This window comes from Mesorhizobium sp. LHD-90, from assembly GCF_030929505.1.
Classification (GTDB): domain Bacteria; phylum Pseudomonadota; class Alphaproteobacteria; order Rhizobiales; family Rhizobiaceae; genus Kumtagia.
On the sequence record NZ_JAVFVV010000018.1, the window covers coordinates 70,726 to 93,025 of the forward strand.

The following is a 22,300-nucleotide window of genomic DNA, read 5'->3' on the forward strand; positions in this document are numbered from 1 at the left end:
AAGCTTTATGCCAGCGTGCGCTCGATGATGTCGCTGAGATCGGCAGACAGCCCCGTAGTCGAGGCAATCCGCACCAGCGCCTGGCGCGCCAGTTCCTGCCGCTTGGGCTCCAGCGAGCGCCACGAGCGAAGCCCGGTGGCGAGCCGCGCCGCCACCTGCGGATTGCGCTTTTCGATGTCGAGGATCGTGTCGGCGAACAGCGTATAGCCCGCGCCGTCGGCTCGGTGGAAACCGGTCTGGTTGCCGCTGAAGAAGGAGCCGAACAGCGAACGCAACCGGTTGGGATTCCCCAACGAGAAGCCCGGATGCCGGGCAAGCCGCTTGACCGTCTCGACCGCATGGGGGCCGGGCGCGGCCGCCTGGATGGCGAACCACTTGTCCATGACCAGCGCGTCCTCGCCAAACGTCTTCTCGAAGTCGGCGAGCGCCTTCCCGGCCTCCGGCGTCGATGGATGGCGGTGCGCAAGCACGGTCAGCGCCGCGGCGCGGTCCGTCATGTTGGTCGCCGACAAAAAATGTTCGGACGCCATCCGGGCGCCCTCCGGCAGCGTCGAAAGATGGTCGAGCAGCACGTTGCGCAGCGCCCGCCGCCCGGCGCTGGCGGCGTCGGGGCTGAACGGGCCGGTTTTGGCCAAGTGTCCATAGGCCCCCTGGAAGCGTTCCGCGTTGGCTCGTGCTACAAATCGCAGCAGCGCCTCGCGCGCCGCGAAGATGGCATCGGGATCGATGTTGGTGCCGATTTCGCGTGCGATGTCGGCCTCGCCCGGCGGCGTCAACGCCAGCGCCCGGAATGCTTCCTCAAGGCTTTCGTCGTCGGCGATGGCGCCCGCCAGTTCGGCGATCGCCGGTGAAAAACCGGGCTCGCGGTTGTCCAGAATGCGCCGTGAGGCGGCAATCAGCGCCTCCGTCATCACCGTGTTGAAGGCCTGCCAGCGCGAGAACGCGTCGCCGTCGTGGCGGGCGAGGAAGAACTGGTCTTCCGCCCTTTGCTCGACCGACAGGGTGACGGGCGCCGAAAAACCGCGGTTGAGCGAGACGGCCGGACGCTCCGCCACGCCCGAAAAGCGCACCGAATGCTTGCGCTTGCGCAGATGGATGACGCCGTTCTCCACCGCGGCGCCGTCGGCATCGGAATAGGCGATGTCGCGCCCGTCCGGACCGACCAGACCGAAGGCGATCGGGATGTGCATCAGCCGCTTGCGGCTTTCCGACGGCGTCGGCGGCACGGATTGCTCGATCTGCAGCGTCAAGGTCTTTGCAATGGCATCATGCGAAGAGGTCACCGACACGTTCGGTGTGCCGGCCTGATGATACCAGAGCGCAAACTGGGTGAGATCGTGGCCCGAAGCGTCCTCGAAGGCTTTCAGGAAATCCTCGATCGTCGCGGCCTCGCCGTCGTGCCGTTCGAAATAGAGGTCCATGCCCCTTCGGAAGTCCTCGGCGCCGAGGATGGTGCGGATCATGCGTACGACTTCCGAGCCCTTTTCGTAGACGGTCGCCGTATAAAAATTGTTGATCTCGCGATAGCGGCGCGGCCGCACCGGATGCGCCAGCGGTCCCTGGTCCTCCGGGAACTGGTGGGCGCGCAAGGTGCGTACCTCGGCGATGCGCTTGACGGCGCGCGAGCGCTGGTCGGCGGAGAATTCGTGGTCGCGGTAGACCGTCAGACCTTCCTTCAGACAGAGCTGGAACCAGTCGCGGCAAGTGATTCTGTTGCCTGTCCAATTGTGGAAATATTCATGGGCGATCACCGCCTCGATATTGGCGAAGTCGGCGTCGGTGGCCGTCTCCTCGTCGGCCAGCACATATTTGTCGTTGAAGATATTGAGGCCCTTGTTCTCCATCGCACCCATGTTGAAGTCGGATACGGCGACGATGTTGAAGACGTCGAGGTCGTATTCGCGGCCGAACACCTCCTCGTCCCATGTCATGGAGCGCTTCAGCGCGTCCATCGCATAGGCAGCGCGCGCCTGCTTGCCGTGCTCGACATAGATGCCGAGCGCCACTTCGCGGCCGGACGCCGTGACGAAGCGGTCGGCGACGACGCCGAGGTCGCCGGCAACCAGCGCGAAAAGATAGGACGGTTTGGGGAAGGGATCGTACCAGACGGCATAGTGGCGGCCGCCACCGAGATCACCGTTTTCGACCGGATTGCCGTTGGAGAGCAGTAGCGGTGCCTCCTTGCGGTCCGCTTCGACGCGGACCGTGTACACCGACAGGATGTCGGGCCGGTCGAGAAAATAGGTGATACGGCGAAAACCTTCGGCCTCGCATTGTGTGCAGTAGACCCCGTTGGAGCGGTAGAGACCCATCAGCGCCGTGTTCTTCGACGGCACGATCACCGTTTCCAGCGTCAGCGAGAATTCCTCCGGCGGGCTGTGCAGAATGAACTTGTCTGAAGTCGCCGAATAATCGGCCTCCGGTAACGGTTTGCCGTCGAGCCACGCACCGCGCAGGTCGAGCCCATCGCCGTCGAGCACCAGCGGAGCGGCCTGCGCTCGCTGGTCGCGCCGGCGGATCGCCAGCGTCGCCGTCACCTGCGTTGCATCCGGCGACAGCACGAAGGAAAGCTCGGTACGCGGGATCAGGTAGTCGCTCGGGCGATAGTCCTCGAGCCGGAAGACCTGGCCGGTGTCAGTGCGCATCGAAAAACCTTCCTGGGTCGCAGCGGACCAGACGAACTGGCCCAACAATTCCGGGGCGTTGCTCTTTACACGAAACGACCCCTCGACAAAACTGCGCAAGCGCTTATCTCCAGGCGTGCCTTCCCGCTATCATTTTCCGGAGCAGCCATGACCGTCTTCACACCCAAATTCGGGATGGGAGCGCCTGTAAAGCGTCTCGAGGACCAGTCCTTCATCACCGGCAAGGGGCGCTACACCGACGACATTTCGCCGGAAGGCGTGTTGCACGGTGTTGTGCTGCGCTCCCCGGTCGCCAAGGGAAGTTTCCGCATCATATCGACCGAAGCGGCCCGCGCCGCGCCGGGCGTGCATCTGGTTCTGACCGGCGCTGACGTCGCGCATCTCGGGCCGTTGAAGTCGGGGGTGATGCAGAAACAGCCTGACGGCAAGCGCGCTCCGACCCGCGACATCCCGATTCTGTGCAGCGGTCGCGTCAACCATGTCGGCGACGCAGTCGCCTTCGTGGTTGCCGACAGCCGGGCGTTGGCACAGGACGCCGCCGAGATGATCGAGATTGACTACGACGCCGAGGAGGCCGCGGGCCGGACGGCGACCGCGCTCGATCCCGAAACCCCGCTGGTCTGGCCCGAACTCGGCGCCAACCGGGCGTTCCTCTACGAGATGGGCGACCGCGCCGCCACCGACGCGGCCTTTGCGAAGGCCGCCCGCACGGCGAGCGTCTCCTTCGTCAACAACCGGCTGGTCGTCAACTATATGGAGGCCCGAGCGGCGATCGGCGAGGTCGACGAGACCGGCCGGCTGGTACTGACCAGCGGCTCGCAGGGCGTGCATTCCATGCAGTACATTCTTGCCGAGCAGGTCTTTGGCGTCGACAAGTCGAGGATCCGCGTGATCACCCCGGATGTCGGCGGCGGCTTCGGGCCAAAATCCTTTGTCTATCGCGAATACGCGCTGGTGCTGGAGGCGGCGCGTCGGCTGGGCAAGCCGGTGAAATGGACCGGCGACCGCAACGAGCACTTCCTGACCGACGCGCAGGGCCGCGACAATGTCGTCGACGCCGAGATGGCGATGGACGAGAACGGCCGCTTCCTCGGGCTGCGGGTGAAATTCCTGGCCAATCTCGGCGCCTATTGCTCGCAATACGGGCCGATCGTGCCCTATATCGGCGCCTCCATGTCGACCGGCGTCTACGACATCCAGGCGCTCGACGTTACCATCACCGGCGTCTACACCAACACCGCTCCCGTCGACGCCTATCGCGGGGCGGGCCGGCCCGAGGCCGCGTTCCTGCTGGAAAAGCTGGTCGACGTCTGCGCCCGCGAACTCGGGCTGCCGCGCGAGGAGATCAGGCGCCGCAACTTCATCCGGCCGGAGCAGTTCCCCTATCGCACCGCGACGGCAAGGCTCTACGACGTCGGCGAGTTTGACGGCCATATGCGACTCGCCATGGAGCGCGCCGACTGGAACGGATTTGACAAGCGGCTGGAGGAATCGCGCGCCAAGGGGCTCATTCGCGGCATCGGCATGGCGACCTACATCGAGGCCTGCGCGTTCGAGGGTTCCGAGCCGGCCTATGTCGACCTCAACCAGGACGGCACGGTGACGCTGCGCATCGGCACGCAGTCGAACGGGCAGGGGCATGCGACCGCCTACGCGCAGATCGCCGCCGAAAAGCTCGGGCTCGACGTCGACAAGGTGATCGTCCACCAGGGCGACACCGACCGGCTGGCCAGCGGCGGCGGCACCGGCGGCTCGCGGTCGATCCCGCTCGGCGGCGTCTCGGCGTCGCGCGCCGGCGAGGACCTTGCCGTCAAGCTGCGCAAGCTGGCGGCGGACGAGCTCGAAGCGTCCGCCGACGACATCGAACTGGTCGCCGGCGAGGCGCGCATCGTCGGCACCGACAGGTCGATGGGATTCCCGGCGTTGGCGAAGGCGGCGAAGAAGCCGGAGGACATCGCCGGTTTCGGCGAGTTCGTCCAGGACGAATGCACCTATCCGAACGGCACCCATATCTGCGAGGTCGAGATCGATCCCGCGACCGGCCACGCCGAACTCACCGACTATGTCGTCGTCGACGATTTCGGCGTGACGGTGAATCCGATCCTGCTCGCCGGCCAGGTGCATGGCGGCATCGTCCAGGGCATCGGCCAGGCCTTGACCGAGGACACGGTCTACGGCGAGGACGGCCAGCTTCTGACTGCGAGTTTCATGGATTACGCCATGCCGCGCGCCGACGACGTGCCGTTCATCCGCTTCGAGACGCGCAACGTGCCCTCGACCACCAATGCCATGGGCATCAAGGGCGCGGGCGAGGCCGGCACCATCGGCTCTACGCCCGCCACGCTCAACGCGGTCACCGATGCGCTGTGGCGCGCCTATGGCATCGGCCACATCGAGATGCCGACGACGCCGTCGCGCATCTGGGCGGCGATCCGGGAGGCGACGGCCCGGTGACGCAGCCGGGCCGCTCCCATCCCGACAGCCCGCTGACGGGCATCGCCTTCAAGATCGTTTCGGTCGCCGTCTTCGTCGCCATGTCGAGCATGATCAAGGCGGCGGGGCCGGTGCCGACTGGGCAGGTCGTGTTCTTCCGCTCCTTCTTCGCGATCCTGCCGATCATGCTGTTCCTGGCGTGGCATCGCGACCTCAGGGGCGCCTTGTACACGAAGCGCCCGGTCAGCCATTTCCTGCGCGGGCTGGTCGGCGTCACCTCCATGGCGCTGGGTTTTTTCGGCCTCGCCCGCCTGCCTCTGCCGGAATCGGTTACCATCAACTACGCACAGCCGCTGCTGGTGGTCGTGTTCAGCGCCCTCATCCTGCACGAAACCATCCGCTTCTATCGCTGGAGCGCGGTCGTCGTCGGACTGGTCGGCGTGTTCATCGTCTCCTGGCCGAAACTGACGCTGTTCGGCGAGGCGGCGGCATTTGGCGGCGACGAGGCGCTCGGCGCCATCGCCACCCTTGGCGGCGCGACCGCTTCCGCGCTGGCGATGATCCTCGTCCGCAGCCTCGTGCACACGGAAAAGACCTCGACCATCGTCATCTGGTTCTCGCTGTCCGCGGCGGCGCTGTCGCTGGTCTCCATTCCGTTCGGCTGGCAGGCGCTGACCATGGATCAGGCCGCCCTGCTGGTCGGCGCCGGAATCTGCGGCGGCGTCGCGCAACTGCTGATGACGGAAGCGTACCGGCATGCGGAAGCCTCCGTGGTCGCGCCGTTCGAATACACCTCCATGCTGCTCGCCATCGCGGTGGGTTACGTCGTGTTCGGCGACGTGCCGACGCTGCACATGCTGGTCGGCGGCCTGATCGTCGTCGGCGCCGGCCTCTTCATCATCCTGCGCGAACGCCGCCTCGGCATCGAGCGGGCGGCGGCGAAGGAAGCGACCCCGCCGCAATGAAGCGCCGGCCTTCCCTCCCCCTTGAGGGGAGGGTGGCCGCGAAGCGGCCGGGTGGGGTCGCCGCGGCCAAACGCCAACGTCGCTTTGCGCCGGAGCGCTGCCGCTATGACCCCTCCCCCGGCCTTCGGCCGGACCCTCCCCTCAAGGGGGAGGGGCAGCTTCCCGCCGTGCTGCCAGTTCCCGCATCGCCTCGGCGGTCGCCCGGTCGGCCGGGAAGAACGATTCAATGGCAAGCTCCGACAGCGTCACGTCGAGCGGTGTACCGAACACGGTGATCGTCGAGATGAAGGACAGCACGGTGTCGTCCAGCCGGAGCCTCAGCGGCACCGCAATCGGTGAATAGGCCGTGGTGGAGGGCGGACCGGTGCGTTTCGGCACCGCATAGCCGCGCAGCTCGCGTTCGAGTTCGACGATCACGGGATCGGCCACCGCCTGGTTCAGCCGCCGCAGCCGCTCGACGATGTGGTCGCGCCATTCGATGAAATTGACGATGCGCGGCGCGACCCCTTGCGGGTGCAGGCTGAGCCGCAGCACGTTGACCGGCGGCGCGAGCAACGCCGGGTCGGCGACGTCGGCCAGGAACGGCGCCAGCGCGGCATTGGCGCGCACCAGGTTCCAGTGGCGGTCGACGGCGACAGCCGGATTGGGATCGTGGCCGGCAAGCACGCGCTCGACCGCCTCCAGCGCCGGCGCCATCGACGGATCGTCCAGCTTTCGCTCGACGAAGCCCGGCGCGTAGCCGGCGGCCAGCAGCAGGCGGTTGGTCTCGCGCAGCGGCAATTCCAGCCGCTCGGCCAGATGCAGCACCATCTCGCGCGACGGTTTTGCCCGCCCGCTTTCGACAAAGCTCAGGTGCCGCTGCGAGATTTCCGCTTCCATGGCGAGGTCGAGCTGGCTCATGCGCCGGCGGGCGCGCCATTCGCGGATGATCGGGCCGGGTGAGGCGAGGGCGGTGCTCATGCTTCCGACGATAGGCGGTCGGTCGCCGCAATTCCATTACCTCCGGCGTAATCGCCGGGCTCCCACGGCGCATGCATGCTTCGATCATTCCGGCGAACAGGCCGGTGCAACCGAAAGGATCGAACGATGCTCACCGTAACACCCTTCCTGCGCAACGCCCTTTTGCTCGACGCCGCAATGTCTGGCGCCGCCGCCATCCTGATGATGGGCGGTGCCAAAATGCTGTCGCCGCTGCTTGGCCTGCCCGAGCCGTTGCTGTTCTGGGCCGGCGTCGTGCTCGTCCCCTTCGTCGTCCTGCTGGTCGCGCTCGCCCGCCGGGCGACGGTCGGGCGCCTGATGCTCGTCGACGTGATCGGCATCAACGCGTTGTGGGCCGCCGCCAGCATCGGCCTGCTGTTCACCGGAGCCGTGTCGCCGACCCCGCTGGGTTATGCCTTCGTGATCGCCCAGGCCGCTGCGGTCGGTCTTTTCGCCGAGTTGCAGTTCATGGCGATGCGCCGCGCGCAGGCGGTGGCGATCTGAGCGCGGACGCCGCGGCCGGCCTTCCCTCCCCCTTGAGGGGAGGGTGCCGAGCGAAGCGAGGCGGGTGGGGTCATAGCGGCAGCGCTCCGGCACAAAGCGACGTTGGCGATTTGCCGCGGCGACCCCACCCGGCGCGCTTCGCGGCCACCCTCCCCTCAAGAGGGAGGGAAGCGGGCCGCAATCTGAATCAGCCTCTCAGGAAAACGTCGCAAGCCGGGCCCGCACTTCGAGAAAATCCCGCCAGGCCAGCCGCTTGTGCGCCGGGTTGCGCAGCAGGTAGGCCGGATGCAGGGTGGGCATGGTCGGGATGCGGACGCCGCCCGGCGTGACATGCTCCCGCCACGTGCCGCGCATCCTGGTGATGCCCTCCTGGGTGCGCAGCAGCGCCTTGGTCGATGGGTTGCCGAGCGTGATCAGCACTTTGGGCGCCGCAAGCTCGATCTGCCGCTCGATGAAGGGTCGGCAGATTTCCGTCTCCATCGGCGAGGGATCGCGGTTGCCCGGTGGCCGCCACGGAATGACGTTGGCGATATAGGCCGATGTCCGGTCGCGGTCGATCGCCGCCAGGATGCGGTCGAGCAACTGCCCCGAGCGGCCGACGAAGGGCAGGCCCTCGATGTCCTCGTCGCGGCCCGGCGCCTCGCCGACCAGCATGAGGTCGGCTTCCGGGTTGCCGTCGGCGAAGACGAGGTTCTTGGCGGTGGCCTTCAGGTTGCAGCCGTCGAAATCGAACATGATCCGTCGCAATTCCTCCAGCGTGCCGGCCGAGCGCGCCAGTTCTCGCGCCAGCGCCGCCTGCGCGCCGTCCGGCACGGCCGCCGTCTGCGGGCGCGGCGCAGCCGTGGGCGGCGCCTCGGGCAGGAAAGATTTTCGCGGAGCCGCGCGACCCGGCTCGGCTTCGCGCGATCCCTGGTCGCCGCCGGGCCGCGCCTCCGCGCGCGTCGCGGAAGACGCCCGCCGGGCCTTGGCCTCCAGCGTCTCGGCAAACCGGTCGACGGGTTCGTCGGCCAGCGCCTCGTCGACGCCGGCCTCGGCATAGAAGGCTAGCAGGCCGCGCAGCGCGGCCGCGGTTTCGTCCGGCGAAAGATCCATGCCCGACCATGCTTTCCGCTTCGGGCGAAAGCAAGTCAGGTCGATGGGATGCGCGGGTCCTGCACCAGATAAAATGTCGGCCTGGGCGTGAAATCGGTGATCAGGAACGAGAAGCCGACCGACTTGCCGGGATCGACTTTTCCGTGCCGGAACAAAAGCTTGTCGTAGGGTTCGAAATCGCGGCTGAATTCTGCGAACGTGTCGGACGAGATGTTGTCCTTGCGCAGGCTGCGCTGGTCGAAGGAAAGCCCGTCGCCGAACACGCTCGCCTTGTGCAGCAGTTCCTGCAATTCGAACTCGAACTCCACCCAGCCGTGGCCGCTGCCGTTGCGAGCGACGATGCGCATGTAGAGGATGCCGTTGTCGTAGAAGGCGGCGGAATCGAAAGGCCGGATCGGCCACACCGAGCGGATCACCAAGGTCACCGGCGACGACGAATTGAGGGTTTCGGTGAGCACGATCGGATTGTCGCGTGTTCCTCTGCCGGTCACCGACTCGATGATGAAACCGCCCATCTCGTCGGAAAAGGAATAGGCGCCGGCCCTCCATTCGCCAGCCTCGCCTTGCTGCGCGCTGCTCGGGGACGCTGTCGCCGAAACCAGCATCGCCGCGACAAAGACGCCGCCGATCCGCTGTCGCGGCAACAGGCAGCACAGGAAGCTGACAAGCGGCATGCGGCGAGTATGACGGAAATTTGGCGTCCCGAACATTGCATTTCGAATGGCTCCTGACGCACGCGCCGGAACGCCGGGGCCCTTTTTTGTTTCCGCCAGTCTCCAACGTTGGCGATTAGCCGTGAATCCCTTGCATTCGTCATCCTGGCGCGGAGCAGGCCGAAGGCCGTCGCGGAGACCCCAGGATCCATGCCGTAGCGGTGACGAAGCGCTCCAGGGGTCTCGAAAAGCGTAGACATGACATCCCGAAAAAGGGGATGAAAATTTCCGCGACAAGGAATATTTCCCCGACCGCACGCCGATAGGTGCCGCCAAACCATTGTTTTTGCCGAGCCCGCCCCTTCTCCGCCTGGCGCTTGCGTCGCCGTTCAACACGATTTTTATCCCCCTCCCAAAAACCTGCCTCATACTCGTCGCCTGTGCTGAGAGGAGGCGGTGGCGATGGAGGTAAGTCCGGCGATCGACAAGAACTGGGAAGCGCTGAAGCGCTTGCTGGCCATGCTTGTCGGCATGGCCGAGATGGCTGGCGGCGCCCCCACGCTTCCCCGCCATCTCCACCGCGCCATCCTCAAGCTGCTGCGGCCGGCCGAGTCCGCGGCGCGGCGGCTGATCATCGCGGCGGCGCGCGGCCTCGTCGTGGCCTTGCCGCCGGTTCGCCCGCGAAAGCCAAAACCCGGAACCAACGAGGCCGTGCTGCGCAGCCTCGGCATCGCCGTCACCATGTCGCACGCTGATTTTGCTCGTGCCGAAGCGGCGAGGAAGGCCGCCGCGCTGCGAGCCGCCCGCCCGCGCACCCAAAACCTGTCGCTGGTCGACCCGCTCAAAAATCCGTTCCGCGTCCGCCGCCGTCATGTGGCGGCACGCAGCGTGCCGCGCATCATGTCGCTCGATGACAGCGCACCGTACCACCCCCTGCCGCCGCCGCCATCGCCCGACGATCCGGTCGATGCCGCGCGGCTTGGCCAGCGGCTGGAGGCGTTGGGCCGCGCGCTGGACGACCTGCCGGGCCAGGCAAACCGGTTCGCCCGCTGGAAGGCGCGCCGCGACGCGGCCGTCACTCGGGAAAAGCAAGGCAGCGGCGCGGGCGGGCAGGGCGGACAAGATCGCGGCGCGGTCCGCTTCCGCCGCCTCTCGCCGCTGCGGCGCGGCCGTCCGCCCGGCGGCCGGCTGTCGCGCTACGACCCCACCGCGATCCATCCCCGCAACATCCGCGAGATCGACGAGATTCTGGCGCACGCCCATGCGCTGGCCGTCTACGCGCTGGAGACTCCCGACACGTCATGACGGCGCGCGGCTGGCCGCGTTGGCGGTTCTCGAAAAGCCAGGCATTTTTCGCAAGTTCAATGGCCAGACGGGGTAAATTCCGGGCGTGGCGCCGATCCGTGCTGTCGGTGAATACCGTGCTAGGGTCTGTTGAGATTCAGGTTTTGAGGAGCCGAAAATGGCGTTTTTCGAGAACCGAAGCGCAGTGTACGTTGGGGGTACATGAGCATCGGAAGCGCAGAAAAGCGTCATTTGCAGGCCCTCAAAACTCGAATATCAACAGACCCTAGGTCTGGTGGCAGAGCTGGCGGAACCTGCGCGGGCCATGCCTGCGGCGTCACTTTGCCGCCTTGCCTTTTCGTAGCAGCGGTTTCGCGCCGCCGAGGGATGCGCTATGCAGCCCTCAGCAGCAAGCGCCCTATGGGCGTAGCCAGTTCGGAGGGCGGATGAGCGAGATCGAACGCGAGAGCATGGAGTTTGACGTCGTCATCGTCGGCGCCGGGCCGGCGGGGCTCGCCGCGGCCATTCGGCTCAAGCAGATCAACCCGGAGCTTTCCGTCGTCGTGCTCGAAAAGGGTGGCGAGGTCGGCGCGCACATCCTCTCCGGCGCCGTGGTCGACCCGATCGGCATCAACCGCCTGCTGCCGGACTGGCGCTCCGAGACCGACCATCCGTTCAAGACGCCGGTGACCGACGACCATTTTCTCGTCCTCGGTCCGGCCGGCTCGGTGCGGCTGCCGAACTTCATGATGCCGCCGCTGATGAACAATCACGGCAACTACATCGTCTCGCTCGGCAATGTCTGCCGCTGGCTCGCGGGTCACGCCGAAGCGCTCGGCGTCGAGATCTATCCGGGTTTTGCCGCCGCCGACCTGATCTATGACGACAACGGTGCGGTGAAGGGCGTCGTCACCGGCGACATGGGCGTCGAGCGCGACGGCTCGCATGGTCCGGCCTTCGCGCCGGGCATGGCGCTGCTTGGCAAATACGTGCTGATCGGCGAGGGCGCGCGTGGTTCGCTCGCCAAGAAGCTGATCGCCAAATTCGGCCTTTCCGAGGGTCACGAACCGGGAAAATACGGCATCGGCCTGAAGGAACTCTGGCAAGTCAAGCCTGAGAACCACAAGCTCGGGCTCGTCCAGCATTCCTTCGGCTGGCCGCTCGACCTGAAGACCGGCGGCGGCTCGTTCCTCTATCATCTCGAGGACAACCAGGTGGCGGTCGGCTTCGTGATGCATCTGAACTACAAGAATCCGTATCTCTCGCCCTTCGAGGAATTCCAGCGTTTCAAGACGCATCCGGCGATCCGCGGCACCTTCGAGGGCGCCAAGCGGATCGGCTACGGCGCGCGCGCCATCACCGAGGGCGGCTGGCAGTCGGTGCCGAAGCTTTCCTTCCCGGGCGGCGTGCTGATGGGCTGCGCCGCCGGCTTCGTCAACGTGCCGCGCATCAAGGGCTCGCACAACGCTGTGCTGTCCGGCATGCTGGCGGCCGACAATGTCGCCGCTGCGATCGCGGATGGCCGCGCCAATGACGAGCTGGTTTCCTATGAGGCGGCCTGGCGCGGCAGCGACATCGGCAAGGATCTGAAGAAGGTCCGCAACGTCAAGCCGCTGTGGTCGCGTTTCGGCACGCTGGTGGGCGTCGGCCTGGGCGGGCTCGACATGTGGATGAACAGCTTGTTCGGCTTCTCGCCCTTCGGCACGCTGAAGCACGGCAAGGCCGACTACGCCACCCTGGAGCCGGCAGCCAATTTCAAGAAGATCGACTATCCGAAGGCGGACGGCGTGCTCACCTTCGATCGGCTGTCCTCGGTGTTCCTGTCGAACACCAACCATGAGGAAAACCAGCCGGTTCACCTGCAGGTCAAGGATCCGCAACTTCAGGTCAGGTCGGAACACGACGTCTTCGCCGGTCCGTCGACGCGCTACTGTCCGGCAGGCGTTTACGAGTGGGTCGACGCCGACGGCAATGCCGCGGCCGATCCGAACGCCAAGGATGTGCGCTTCGTCATCAACGCGCAGAACTGCGTCCACTGCAAGACCTGCGACATCAAGGATCCGAACCAGAACATCAATTGGGTGCCGCCGCAGGGTGGCGAGGGGCCGGTCTATACGAGCATGTGATCCATGCGCGCCCGCCGCGCCGCTGTTTGCTGTTTACCGGTTCGAAGCCGATTGTTACGCATAGTGGCGGCGTGACCACGGAGACTGTCGTGCGGCAGATCGCTTATGCCCTGCTGATTGCCGGTTGCCTGATGCCGACAGGCGCGCAGGCCGCCGTCAAGTCGGTCGTCAAGGTGGAAACCTATCGCGTCAGCGGCAACAACGGCGCGGAACTGATGCAGTCGATGGAAAGCCGTGGCCCCCGCCACGGTTTCCTGGCGCGGGCCATTGCGCAGACAAGATACTCGGTCGCCTGGGAAATGACCTGGGCTGTATCGGACCGGCGCTGTAAGCTGAAGGACGCGGACGTGACCTTGTCCGTGAACTACCGCTATCCGGCGCTCGCCGGTAGACCGTCCGCCGGTCTGCGGACGCGGTGGAAGGTTTTCATGACCGGCGTGCGCAGGCACGAGGAAACGCATGGGCGAATTGCCCGTCAGATGGTCAACGCCGCCTACAAGGCCGTTTTGCGCGTCAAGGCAAACGACGATCCGCGCTGCTGGAAGGCGAAGCGGCAGGCGATGCGTGTCGTCCAGGCGACCTATGCCGACTACGAAGCCCGCCAGGAGCGCTTCGATGCGCTCGAACACCAGCCCGGCGGACCGGTGGAGCGTCTCGTCGATCGGTTCATCCGCCGCAGATAGAGTTAGAGCAGTTTGCATTCAGGTTGACCCATTCTGCCGGCGACGGTTCGGGCCAAGGTCGAGGGCTTTGTCGCAGGCCGGGCTGGTGGCCCGGACAAGACGGAGCCCGATGGATTTGGCCCGAACCGGCCCGGCCCTTCGGGTTTCCGTTTGGCGGGCGCCCACATTGTCGGATGGACTTGGCCGATGAACCACATCGACCGGCGCCATCCTCCGCGTGGATCGCCTCGCCAAACGAGAAACAGAATGAGTCAACCTGAGTGCAAACTGCTCTCGGGACCGGCCGCAGCCACGTCGGTCCGGTGTTCTCCGCCGGCATCCAGCCTTAGCGAGAAATCCACCAGCACCGGCAGATGGTCCGAGCCGACCGGATCGAGGGTGCGGATCGAATGCACCTCGACGTCGCCCTTGGCGAATACATTGTCGATCGGAAGGCCGGCGTAGAACAGGGTGGCCGGCACGCCGAGACGCATCCAGGTCGAGCCTGGCGACGGCATCGGCGTCAGCCCGCCCGCTTCCGCGACGCGCGCTGGTGTCCGGCTCCACGGCGCGGCGTTGAGGTCGCCGGCGAGTATCGCGGTCTTGCCGATTTCCCGGAAGAAGGGCGTCAGCCCGCCGACTTCCCAATATTGCGGATAGGGCCACGGCCAGCCGAGATGCAGTGCCGCGACGTCCAGCGTCTTTCCGCCGAAGTCGATCGTCGCCAGCGCGAATGCGCCGCGCCCGTCGCAATGCGGCGTCGTGCCGGCGGCGAACGGCCGGCGCGACAGGATCGCCACGCCGAACAGGCCGGTCGGATAGGGGCACTGGATGCGGTACGGATAGGCTGCCTGGATCAGCTTCAGCTTTTCCACCCACATGTCCGAGACCTCGTCCAGCGTCAGCACGTCCGGCTTCACGCGGCCGATCATCGACAGCACCTGTTCAGGCGTCGCGTTGTCGTAGCGCAGGTTGAGCTGCATCAACTTGAAGGCCGGCCGCTCCGGATCGACAGGATAGAGCGATCCGTATTGCATGCCGAGCCGTGGGATCGGCACTGTCCCCGATGTGGTGGCGAAAGAAAGCACCGCCGCCAATACCAACAGCGCGCCGACCTTCAGATATCGCGTCGCCAACAGCGGCAGCGCGGTCAGACCCATCAGGATTGCCAGATGCGCGCGAAAATGCGCGAAGGAATCCAGCGCCGGATGAAGATGGCCGAAAAACCCGGCGGCGAGAGGCGCAGCCACGAGCAGCGTGCAGGCCGCCGACAACGGGGCCAACCAGCGCCGGAACGACAGGCCGCCCATGTCTATCCGAGGCGGGTCAGCGCCGGGAAGCGCCGCCGGCTCATTGGAACGGCGTCTCCAGGAAACTGCGCAGCTTTCGCGAATGCAGCCGGTCGAGCGGCATGTCCGCCAGTTTTTCGAGGGCGCGGATGCCGATAGTGAGATGCTGCGACACCTGCCGCTTGTAGAAGTCGCTGGCCATGCCGGGCAGCTTCAGCTCGCCGTGCAGCGGCTTGTCGGAGACGCACAGCAGCGTGCCGTAGGGCACGCGGAACCGGAAGCCGTTGGCAGCGATCGTCGCCGACTCCATGTCCAGCGCGATCGCCCGCGACTGCGAAAGCCGCCGCACCGGCCCGCGCTGCTCGCGCAGTTCCCAGTTGCGGTTGTCGATGGTCGCCACCGTGCCGGTGCGCATGATGCGCTTGAGGTCGTAGCCCTCCAGCCCCGTCACTTCCGCGACGGCCTCCTGCAAGGCCACCTGGATCTCCGCCAGCGCGGGAATGGGCACCCACACCGGCAGGTCGGCGTCGAGCACGTGGTCCTCGCGTACATAGGCATGCGCCAGCACGTAGTCACCGAGCGCCTGGGTGTTGCGCAGCCCGGCGCAGTGTCCGAGCATCAGCCAGGCATGCGGCCTGAGCACCGCGACATGGTCGGTGATCGTTTTGGCGTTGGAGGGCCCGACGCCGATATTGACCATGGTGATGCCGCCATGCCCCGGCTTCTTGAGATGATAGGCGGGCATCTGCGGCGTGCGCGGCGGGGTCGAACCGGAGACCGGGCCGCTGTGGCCGGCAGGCGTGATCAGGTTGCCGGGCTCGACGAAATGGGTGTAACCGCCGCCGCCTTCCGCCATCAGGTCGCGGGCATAGACGCAGAACTCGTCGATGTAGAACTGGTAGTTGGTGAACAGGACGAAGTTCTGGAAATGGTCCGGCGTGGTCGCCGTGTAATGCGGCAGGCGGTGCAGCGAATAGTCGATGCGTTGGGCTGTGAACGGCGCCAGCGGCCGAGGCTCGCCCGGAATGGCCTCGTAGGTACCGTTGGCGATGAGGTCGTCCGTGCCGTCGAGGTCGGGAACGTCGAAGAAGTCGCGGATGGGCCGCTTCAATTTTTCGGCCACGGAGCCGTCGACATGCGTGCCTTCGATGAAGGCGAAATGCAGCGGGATCGGAGTGTCGGATTCCGACACCACCACCGGTACGCCATGATTGCGCATGATCAGTTGCAATTGCTCGACCAGGTAGGTCTCGAACAGGTCCGGCCGCGTGATGGTGGTGGTGAACTGGCCTGGCGCCGACAAATGACCGTAGGCCTGGCGGGAATCGACCTGTGAATAGGACTGCGTGGTGACGCCGACCTCAGGATAGTAGGAGCGGTAGCGGCTGGTCAGGTCGCCGTCACGTGTGATCGCGGCGAAGGAAGAGCGCAGGAACTCGGTATTGCGCGCATAGAGGCTCTTGAGCGCCGCCACAGCCTCGCGCGCATCGGAAAAGGTCTGGCGCGCGTAAGGCTCTGGAGAGACTATTTTTTGGCTCGGTTCGGGATAGATTCGTTTTTCCATGACCTATTATAGGGAGCCAATGTGACATCCGGGAGGGGGAGGCGCAGCGTGTTTCTAGAGATTCGCCACGCAGGACCAATCCTCCGTGTTCGTCTGCCTACCGTCGCTGCAGGCTGACCAGCAGGACGAAGCCGGCGCCCTTCTTCTTCATCATCGGGGCCTCGATCACCGAACCGCCGTCGCTGCCGAAAGCCGGCATCGCCAGGACCGGGGCGGCCAGCACCGCGCTGAACAACAAGGCGCGCAGCATCTGCGAGAGGAGCTTGGCGGGCTTGCGGGACATGGTCTTGGCTTTCGGTCCTGGTTTGCGTTCGATGCCCCCGAAAAATGCATCGCCGACGCTGAACCCGTCCTGAGGTTCGCGTTCATTTTAGGTTCAGCTTACTCGAAGCGTGTGTCGCCGCGTGCGGCCCGTGTATCGGCATCGGCGACATGACGCTGCCGGATGCCATGCGAGAAGCATAAAAAGCGAATAGCGAATAGGGAGTAGCGAGTAGGGAGAATTTCGTTGACGTGGCCGAAGCCGCATCAACCTTCGCTATTCGCTATTCGCTATTCGCTATTCGCTATTCGCTATTCGCTATTCGCTTACAGCTTCGTCCACGTCTGGCTGCGGCAGATAAGACCGCCGAGCACGCAGCCCTTCATCTTCATCGAGGAGCCGCTAAGAGAGGCTTTTCCGGTATAGGTCTTGTCGGTGGCCGGATCGGTGATCGAGCCGGCATAGCTGCCTTCGCCCTGCGCCGAGATCTTGCCGATGCCTTTGCCCTTGTATTTGCCGGTCTTCAGCGTGATGCAGAAACCGCCGCCGCAGTCGCCGATCGCCGCGGTCTCGCCGCTCTGCGTTTTCCAGTTGCCCTCGATCGGGTCGGCATGGGCCGCGCCGGCCAGTCCGATCAGGGCCGCGGCGGCAATCGTCATCCTGCGAAGCATTTTGTCCTCCCTCGTCGTCCGGTTCAGCGTTCCGGCATCTTACGCAAACGTAAGCTAGCCCAATGCGCGGAGAGCGGAAAGCCCGTTCCGCAGCGGCAGGAGATTGATTTTTCGGCGGCGTTCGTGACGCCCCTTGGCCTAGCGGGAGGGCTGAAATCGAGGGTTCGTAAAAGAATGAGCGGAAGACGAACCGAATTCGTGGTGAAGGAAGCGTTGAATTCCATAGGGTGAATTTTCAGAAAATTTTGCTGAAATCGCAGACGCGCCAAGGCCCGCCATCCTTAACGAATTCCGAGCTTTACCTCTTGTTTTTGTTTTGTTTGCCGGCAGTTAAGGACGCCGCTTAACGCCGGTTTCAAGCCTCCCCGGCATCCTTCGAACCATCGGACGAGCGAACCGGTAGGGACATCCGGGGCTCTCGGAACAGGGACAGGGACCAGGCAAATGGCACGTTTTGAAATCTTCGACGCGGACTTCGGCACGGCGGGCACGGCCGCGCAGGCCGACATTCTTTGCGAACTCGGGCTGATGTATGCCTCGGGTCGCGACTGCGAGGTCGACATCGTCGCCGCGCACAAATGGCTCAACATCGCAGCGATCAAGGGTTCGCTACGGGCCGCCGAGCTTCGGTCGGAACTGTCGGCGACCATGTCGAAGTCGGAGATCGCCCAGGCGCTGCGCCAGGCGCGCGAATGGATGACCATGCACTGACCCCCCCACGCGAGGAATGCGCGCTCCAACGCGTTCGCGACCTGGCCGAAGACGGCGATAGCCGCGCGGCCCAACAACAAAAGCACGACAGGCAGGCAGGTAAGAAGGAAAACGCCGCGGCGGCCGAAAAGAGGCTGGCGCGGCGTTTTCCGTTTGTTATCGGTGAGAGCAGGGGCGGCCCGTCCGGCCCGTCCGGCGCATGGCCCATGCGCCGGACGAGGCTGGCACTGCCGCGCGCGGGCTGCTAAATGGCATTGCGGATGTATGAAACGCACCGCCGGCCACAGAATCCGGCGGCAAAAGGAGGAACGTCCATGAAACTCACCCGACTTCTGAGCGCCGCCGCCCTCGGCCTGGTGCTCGCCACGCCGGCGCTTGCCGAAGACATCACCTTCGCTGTTGTCGGTCCGATGACCGGCCAGTTGGCCACCATCGGCGACCAGTTCAAGCAGGGCGCCCAGGCAGCGGCCGACGCCATCAACGCCGCCGGCGGCGTCGGCGGGCGGCAGATCAAGATCGCCATCGAGGACGACCAGTGCGATCCCAAGCAGGCCGTATCGGTCGCCAACCGCGTGGTCGCCAACGGCATCATGTTTGTCGACGGCCATGCCTGCTCGGGCTCCAGCATCCCGGCCTCGGCGGTCTATGCCGAAGCCGGCGTGGTGATGATGAGCCCGGCCTCGTCCAATCCGGTGCTGACCGACGATGCGGCGGCCAAGGGCTGGTCGACCATCATGCGGCTCTATACACGCGACGACGCCCAGGGCGCTTTCATCGGTCCCTGGATCGCCGAGAAGTACAAGGGCAAGAACGTCGTCGTCCTCCACGACAAGAGCGCCTACGGCCAGGGCGTCGCTGACGCGGTGAAGGCGACGATGAACAAGGGCGGCCTCACCGAAGTTCTTTACGAAGGCATCAATGCCGGTGAAAAGGACTATTCAGCGCTGGTCACCAAGCTGAAAGATCTCAAGGCGGACGTGGTATACTTCGGCGGATACCATCCGGAAGCCGGCCTGATGCTGCGCCAGTCGGCCGAGCAGAACCTAAAATTCCAACTCATCATGCCGGATTCGATCGCCTCGCCGGAGTTCTGGCAGGTCGCCGGCCCGGCCGGCGAGGGCACCATGTTCGTGTTCCCGTCGGACCCGCAGTCCAAGCCGGAAGCCAAGGAAGCCATTGAGAAAATCAAGGCCGGCGGCTTCGTGCCCGAGGGCTTCACCCTGTTCTCCTACGCGGTGATCCAGGCCTTCGCGCAGGGCATCGAGCGGGCGGGAAGCGACGATCCGGCCAAGGTCGCCGAGGCGCTGAAGAACGGCGAGCCGATCAATACCGTCGTCGGCCAGGTCACTTTCGACGAGAAGGGCGATCTGAAGAACGCCAGCTACGACATCAACCAGTGGCACGACGGCAAGTACGCGCCGATCCAGCCGTAAGATATCTGAGTTCGTTCGAGTTCTCAGGCGACGGCGGCCGGGACTTTGTCCCGGCCGTTTTTTTGGTTCGTCCTTCGAGGCTCGCCCTCGGAGGTTTTCTTTTCACTTTCAATGTCTTACGGGCTCGCACCTCAGGATGAGGGCGGTCGCACCTGCAAAGGCCAATCGCCAAAGTTGCAGGTACTTGGGCGATTATGCCTTTGACAAGCCCGCTCCTACAAAGAGCCGCCATGAAGGGATGAAAACGCCATGAGAATATATAGGGCATAGAATCCCGGAACGCTCAACGCGGTAGCAATAGCAAGCACGACGATCCGCCATCCAAGACTCAGGCTTTTAGATGTTAAGCCATGAATCAAAACAGCTATCGCCGCAATAAATGTGACGACTACAAGAAAAAGAATGGCTGCCAATGGCTCGGTCCTCGCGCTGAAAGGTGATCGCTACAGGGGATTTGTCGTAGCCGGTCATCTCCGAAACCCACATCTCCGTCCACAAAGACTCGCACAGGTTGTAGGGTGCGTCACTCCACAAACCTGACCAGCACCGCGCCCTCCGACACTTGCGCGCCCTCGGCGGCGATCTCGGCGATTTCGCCGTCATGGCTGGCAGCGATGGTATGCTCCATCTTCATGGCTTCGAGGATGAGAAGCGGCTGACCTTTCGTGACCGTGTCGCCGGGGGCGGCGCGCACCAGCTTGACCAAGCCCGGCATCGGCGCCCGCATCGAACCGGAGGCCTCCGCCTGGTCGGTCCGGTCGAGTGGATCGGGCACGGCGAAATCGTAGCCGATTGCGCCGGAGAAGATTGTGACGTGGCCGGGCCATTTCACCGGCCTTCTCTCTCCCCTTGAGGGTGAGATGTCGGCGAAGCCGACAGAGGGGGGGGCGGCGGCCGTGCGCCAACCCGATGCTGCGCCGGAAGAAGAGACGTCGCGCCCGGCCGCAGCCACCCCTCCCGGCCGCTTCGCGGCCACCCTCCCCCCAAGGGGGAGGGGAGCGGCGGCGCTTTCCAGTTCCACCTTCGGCCTACCGTCCTCGACAGTGACACTGGCCACGATCTCGTCGTCGCGGAAACGAATGCGGGTTTTCCGCCCGACCGGGTGGAAATGCGCGTAGCCGGCGAGCGCCGACCAGGGATCGGAGGAAGGCGGCCGCTCGTCCAGCCCGGATGCGGCCAGCACGGCGGCGGTCATGATGTCGAGGCCGGGCGCGGGCAGGGCGGTCAAAAAATCCTGCTTGCGGCCGATCAAGCCAGTATCGACGTCGCCCGAGGCGAAATCGGCGTCCTGGGCCAGAGCTGCGAGGAAGGCGAGGTTGGTGACCGAGCCGGCGACCTCGGTCTGTTCCAGCGTCTCGACCAGAAGGCCGAGTGCGGCGGCGCGGTCCGCCGCGTGGGTCACCAGCTTGGCGATCATCGGATCGTAGTAAGGCGAGATCGAATCGCCGGCCCGCACCCCGGTCTCGACGCGGACATTTCCGCCGGCTTCGGGAAAGCTCAGATGGTGCAGCGTCCCGGTCGCCGGCAAAAAGCCTTTTGTGGCGTCCTCGGCATAAAGCCGCGCCTCGAAGGCGTGGCCCGACAAACGGATCGCGTCCTGTGTCTTCGGCAGGGGTTCGCCGGCGGCGACCCGCAACTGCCATTCGACGAGGTCGACGCCGGTGACCATTTCGGTCACCGGATGCTCGACCTGCAGGCGGGTGTTCATCTCCATGAACCAGAAACGGTCGGGTTTCAGCCCTTGCGAGGCATCGACGATGAACTCGATGGTGCCCGCGCCGGAATATTTTATTGCCTGGGCGGCTTTCACCGCGGCATCGGTCATGGCGGTGCGCAGCTCCGGCGTCATGCCTGGGGCAGGGGCCTCCTCGATCACCTTCTGGTGGCGGCGCTGCGCCGAGCAGTCGCGTTCGTAGAGGTGCACGGCGTTGCCAAGATTGTCGCCGAAAACCTGAACCTCGATGTGGCGCGGCTTGTCGACATATTTTTCGATCAGCACATGGTCGTCGCCGAAGGCGGATTTGGCCTCGCGTTTCGCGCCGGCCAGCGCCTCGGCGAAATCGTCGTGATGGTCGACCCGGCGCATGCCCTTGCCGCCGCCGCCGGCCCGCGCCTTGATCAGCACGGGATAGCCGATCTCGCGCGCCTTGGTGGCGAGCAGAACCAGCGCCTGGGCGTCGCCGTGATAACCTGGCACCACGGGCACGCCGGCCTTTTCCATCAGCGCCTTGGCGGCGTCCTTCAGCCCCATGGCGCGGATGGCTTTTGCCGACGGGCCGATGAACACCAGCCCGGCGGCCGTCACATGATCCACGAAATCCGGATTTTCGGACAGAAAGCCGTAGCCGGGGTGGATCGCCTCCGCGCCGGTCGCAAGTGCGGCCTCGATGATCTTTTGGGCGTTGAGATAACTTTCCGAGACGGGCGCAGGGCCGATATGCACGGCCTCGTCGGCCGTGGCGACATGCAAGGCACGCGCGTCGGCGTCCGAATAAACGGCGACGGTTTTCACGCCCATTTTTCGCGCGGTGCGCATCACGCGGACGGCGATCTCGCCGCGATTGGCGATCAGGATTTTCTGGAACATCGATCCTCCCGATGTGGAGGCGTCGGGAATGATTTCATCCCGCGCGCCAGCCTTGAGGAGTCGATGCCCTGTCCGGGCAAAAAAGTAAACTGGCGGGCAGCCTGCCGCCGGGGCAGGGGATGCGACTTTGCAGGCGATCGTGGACGGCAACCTGGTTTGGCTTGATCGGTCGCTGCTGCTGGAGCATTTCCGGGTAAATCCGGGTCAGCTCTGTTTCTCCGATGGCGAGGCGATCCGCAGGAGAGGCGCGAGGGTCGTGGTGGCGCCACGGCCGAGCGGCTCGACGCAGCGGGCGCCCGCCAGCGGGAAACCCTTCGGGCCGGGTGCATTTGGCCCAAATCCTTTGGGTTCCGGCTCGGCCGTATCACCGATACGACCTTCGCCGAAACCCTCGACCTTGGGCCAAATGCCCTCCGGCAGAGCGACCCGGATTTACCCGGA

At 65.2% G+C, this 22,300-nt stretch carries 18 protein-coding genes; 8 read left to right on the plus strand and 10 right to left on the minus strand.

What is annotated here, in order from left to right:
• Positions 1-5: 5 nt before the first annotated feature.
• Positions 6-2,645: an aminopeptidase N gene (gene pepN / locus RB623_RS22915; protein WP_308059328.1), complete on the minus strand. Its 2,640-nt coding sequence runs from the start codon at positions 2,643-2,645 to the stop codon at positions 6-8.
• 147 nt (positions 2,646-2,792) lie between these two features.
• Here pepN and RB623_RS22920 point away from each other — a divergent pair, with 147 nt between their 5' ends.
• Both RB623_RS22920 and RB623_RS22925 read left to right on the plus strand, forming a co-directional pair.
• Complete coding sequence (locus RB623_RS22920) at positions 2,793-5,099, plus strand: xanthine dehydrogenase family protein molybdopterin-binding subunit (protein WP_308059329.1); 2,307 nt, start codon at positions 2,793-2,795, stop codon at positions 5,097-5,099.
• Complete coding sequence (locus tag RB623_RS22925; protein WP_308059330.1) at positions 5,096-6,043, plus strand: DMT family transporter; 948 nt, start codon at positions 5,096-5,098, stop codon at positions 6,041-6,043. Before RB623_RS22920 ends, RB623_RS22925 begins: the two co-directional genes overlap by 4 nt.
• A 141-nt stretch (positions 6,044-6,184) precedes the next feature.
• On the opposite strand, the gene RB623_RS22930 is transcribed toward RB623_RS22925, so the two are convergent.
• Complete coding sequence (locus tag RB623_RS22930; protein WP_308059331.1) at positions 6,185-7,003, minus strand: helix-turn-helix transcriptional regulator; 819 nt, start codon at positions 7,001-7,003, stop codon at positions 6,185-6,187.
• Between the two features lie 126 nt (positions 7,004-7,129).
• Between RB623_RS22930 and RB623_RS22935 the strand changes: the two genes are divergently transcribed.
• Positions 7,130-7,525, plus strand: a complete 396-nt coding sequence (locus tag RB623_RS22935; RefSeq protein ID WP_308059332.1) for a hypothetical protein — start codon at positions 7,130-7,132, stop codon at positions 7,523-7,525.
• Between the two features lie 195 nt (positions 7,526-7,720).
• Here RB623_RS22935 and RB623_RS22940 read toward each other — a convergent pair whose 3' ends face one another.
• A complete protein-coding gene (locus RB623_RS22940) occupies positions 7,721-8,617 on the minus strand; it encodes a uracil-DNA glycosylase family protein (protein WP_308059333.1) in 897 nt (298 codons plus the stop codon).
• A 35-nt stretch (positions 8,618-8,652) separates the two neighbouring features.
• Positions 8,653-9,222 carry a hypothetical protein gene (locus tag RB623_RS22945; RefSeq protein WP_308059400.1) on the minus strand — a complete coding sequence of 190 codons (570 nt, stop codon included), beginning with the start codon at positions 9,220-9,222 and terminating at the stop codon, positions 8,653-8,655.
• Between the two features lie 510 nt (positions 9,223-9,732).
• Between RB623_RS22945 and RB623_RS22950 the strand changes: the two genes are divergently transcribed.
• From RB623_RS22950 to RB623_RS22960, 3 genes are all read left to right on the plus strand, one after another.
• Complete coding sequence (locus RB623_RS22950) at positions 9,733-10,575, plus strand: hypothetical protein (protein ID WP_308059334.1); 843 nt, start codon at positions 9,733-9,735, stop codon at positions 10,573-10,575.
• A gap of 425 nt (positions 10,576-11,000) precedes the next feature.
• Positions 11,001-12,680: an electron transfer flavoprotein-ubiquinone oxidoreductase gene (locus RB623_RS22955; RefSeq protein WP_308059335.1), complete on the plus strand. Its 1,680-nt coding sequence runs from the start codon at positions 11,001-11,003 to the stop codon at positions 12,678-12,680.
• 89 nt (positions 12,681-12,769) lie between these two features.
• On the plus strand, positions 12,770-13,363 hold the full coding sequence (locus RB623_RS22960) for a DUF922 domain-containing protein (protein WP_308059336.1): 594 nt from the start codon (positions 12,770-12,772) through the stop codon (positions 13,361-13,363).
• A 251-nt stretch (positions 13,364-13,614) separates the two neighbouring features.
• On the opposite strand, the gene RB623_RS22965 is transcribed toward RB623_RS22960, so the two are convergent.
• The 4 genes from RB623_RS22965 to RB623_RS22980 form a co-directional block, all read right to left on the minus strand.
• Positions 13,615-14,652, minus strand: a complete 1,038-nt coding sequence (locus tag RB623_RS22965) for an endonuclease/exonuclease/phosphatase family protein (protein ID WP_308059338.1) — start codon at positions 14,650-14,652, stop codon at positions 13,615-13,617.
• 40 nt (positions 14,653-14,692) lie between these two features.
• Positions 14,693-16,195 (minus strand): AMP nucleosidase, encoded by a 1,503-nt coding sequence (locus RB623_RS22970; protein ID WP_308059339.1) that lies wholly within the window; start codon positions 16,193-16,195, stop codon positions 14,693-14,695.
• Positions 16,196-16,292: 97 nt separating this feature from the next.
• Positions 16,293-16,478, minus strand: coding sequence for a hypothetical protein (locus tag RB623_RS22975; RefSeq protein ID WP_308059340.1), 186 nt, complete (start codon positions 16,476-16,478; stop codon positions 16,293-16,295).
• Between the two features lie 305 nt (positions 16,479-16,783).
• Positions 16,784-17,128, minus strand: a complete 345-nt coding sequence (locus RB623_RS22980) for a DUF2147 domain-containing protein (protein WP_308059341.1) — start codon at positions 17,126-17,128, stop codon at positions 16,784-16,786.
• Between the two features lie 444 nt (positions 17,129-17,572).
• On the opposite strand from RB623_RS22980, the gene RB623_RS22985 reads away from it, so the two are divergent.
• Together RB623_RS22985 and RB623_RS22990 are read left to right on the plus strand one after the other, a co-directional pair.
• Positions 17,573-17,839: a sel1 repeat family protein gene (locus tag RB623_RS22985; RefSeq protein WP_308059343.1), complete on the plus strand. Its 267-nt coding sequence runs from the start codon at positions 17,573-17,575 to the stop codon at positions 17,837-17,839.
• 314 nt (positions 17,840-18,153) lie between these two features.
• Positions 18,154-19,272 carry an ABC transporter substrate-binding protein gene (locus RB623_RS22990; protein ID WP_308059344.1) on the plus strand — a complete coding sequence of 373 codons (1,119 nt, stop codon included), beginning with the start codon at positions 18,154-18,156 and terminating at the stop codon, positions 19,270-19,272.
• Positions 19,273-19,487: 215 nt separating this feature from the next.
• On the opposite strand, the gene RB623_RS22995 is transcribed toward RB623_RS22990, so the two are convergent.
• Together RB623_RS22995 and RB623_RS23000 are read right to left on the minus strand one after the other, a co-directional pair.
• Complete coding sequence (locus RB623_RS22995; protein WP_308059345.1) at positions 19,488-19,685, minus strand: hypothetical protein; 198 nt, start codon at positions 19,683-19,685, stop codon at positions 19,488-19,490.
• Positions 19,686-19,795: 110 nt separating this feature from the next.
• On the minus strand, positions 19,796-21,859 hold the full coding sequence (locus RB623_RS23000; RefSeq protein WP_308059346.1) for an acetyl/propionyl/methylcrotonyl-CoA carboxylase subunit alpha: 2,064 nt from the start codon (positions 21,857-21,859) through the stop codon (positions 19,796-19,798).
• Positions 21,860-22,300 lie beyond the last annotated feature (441 nt).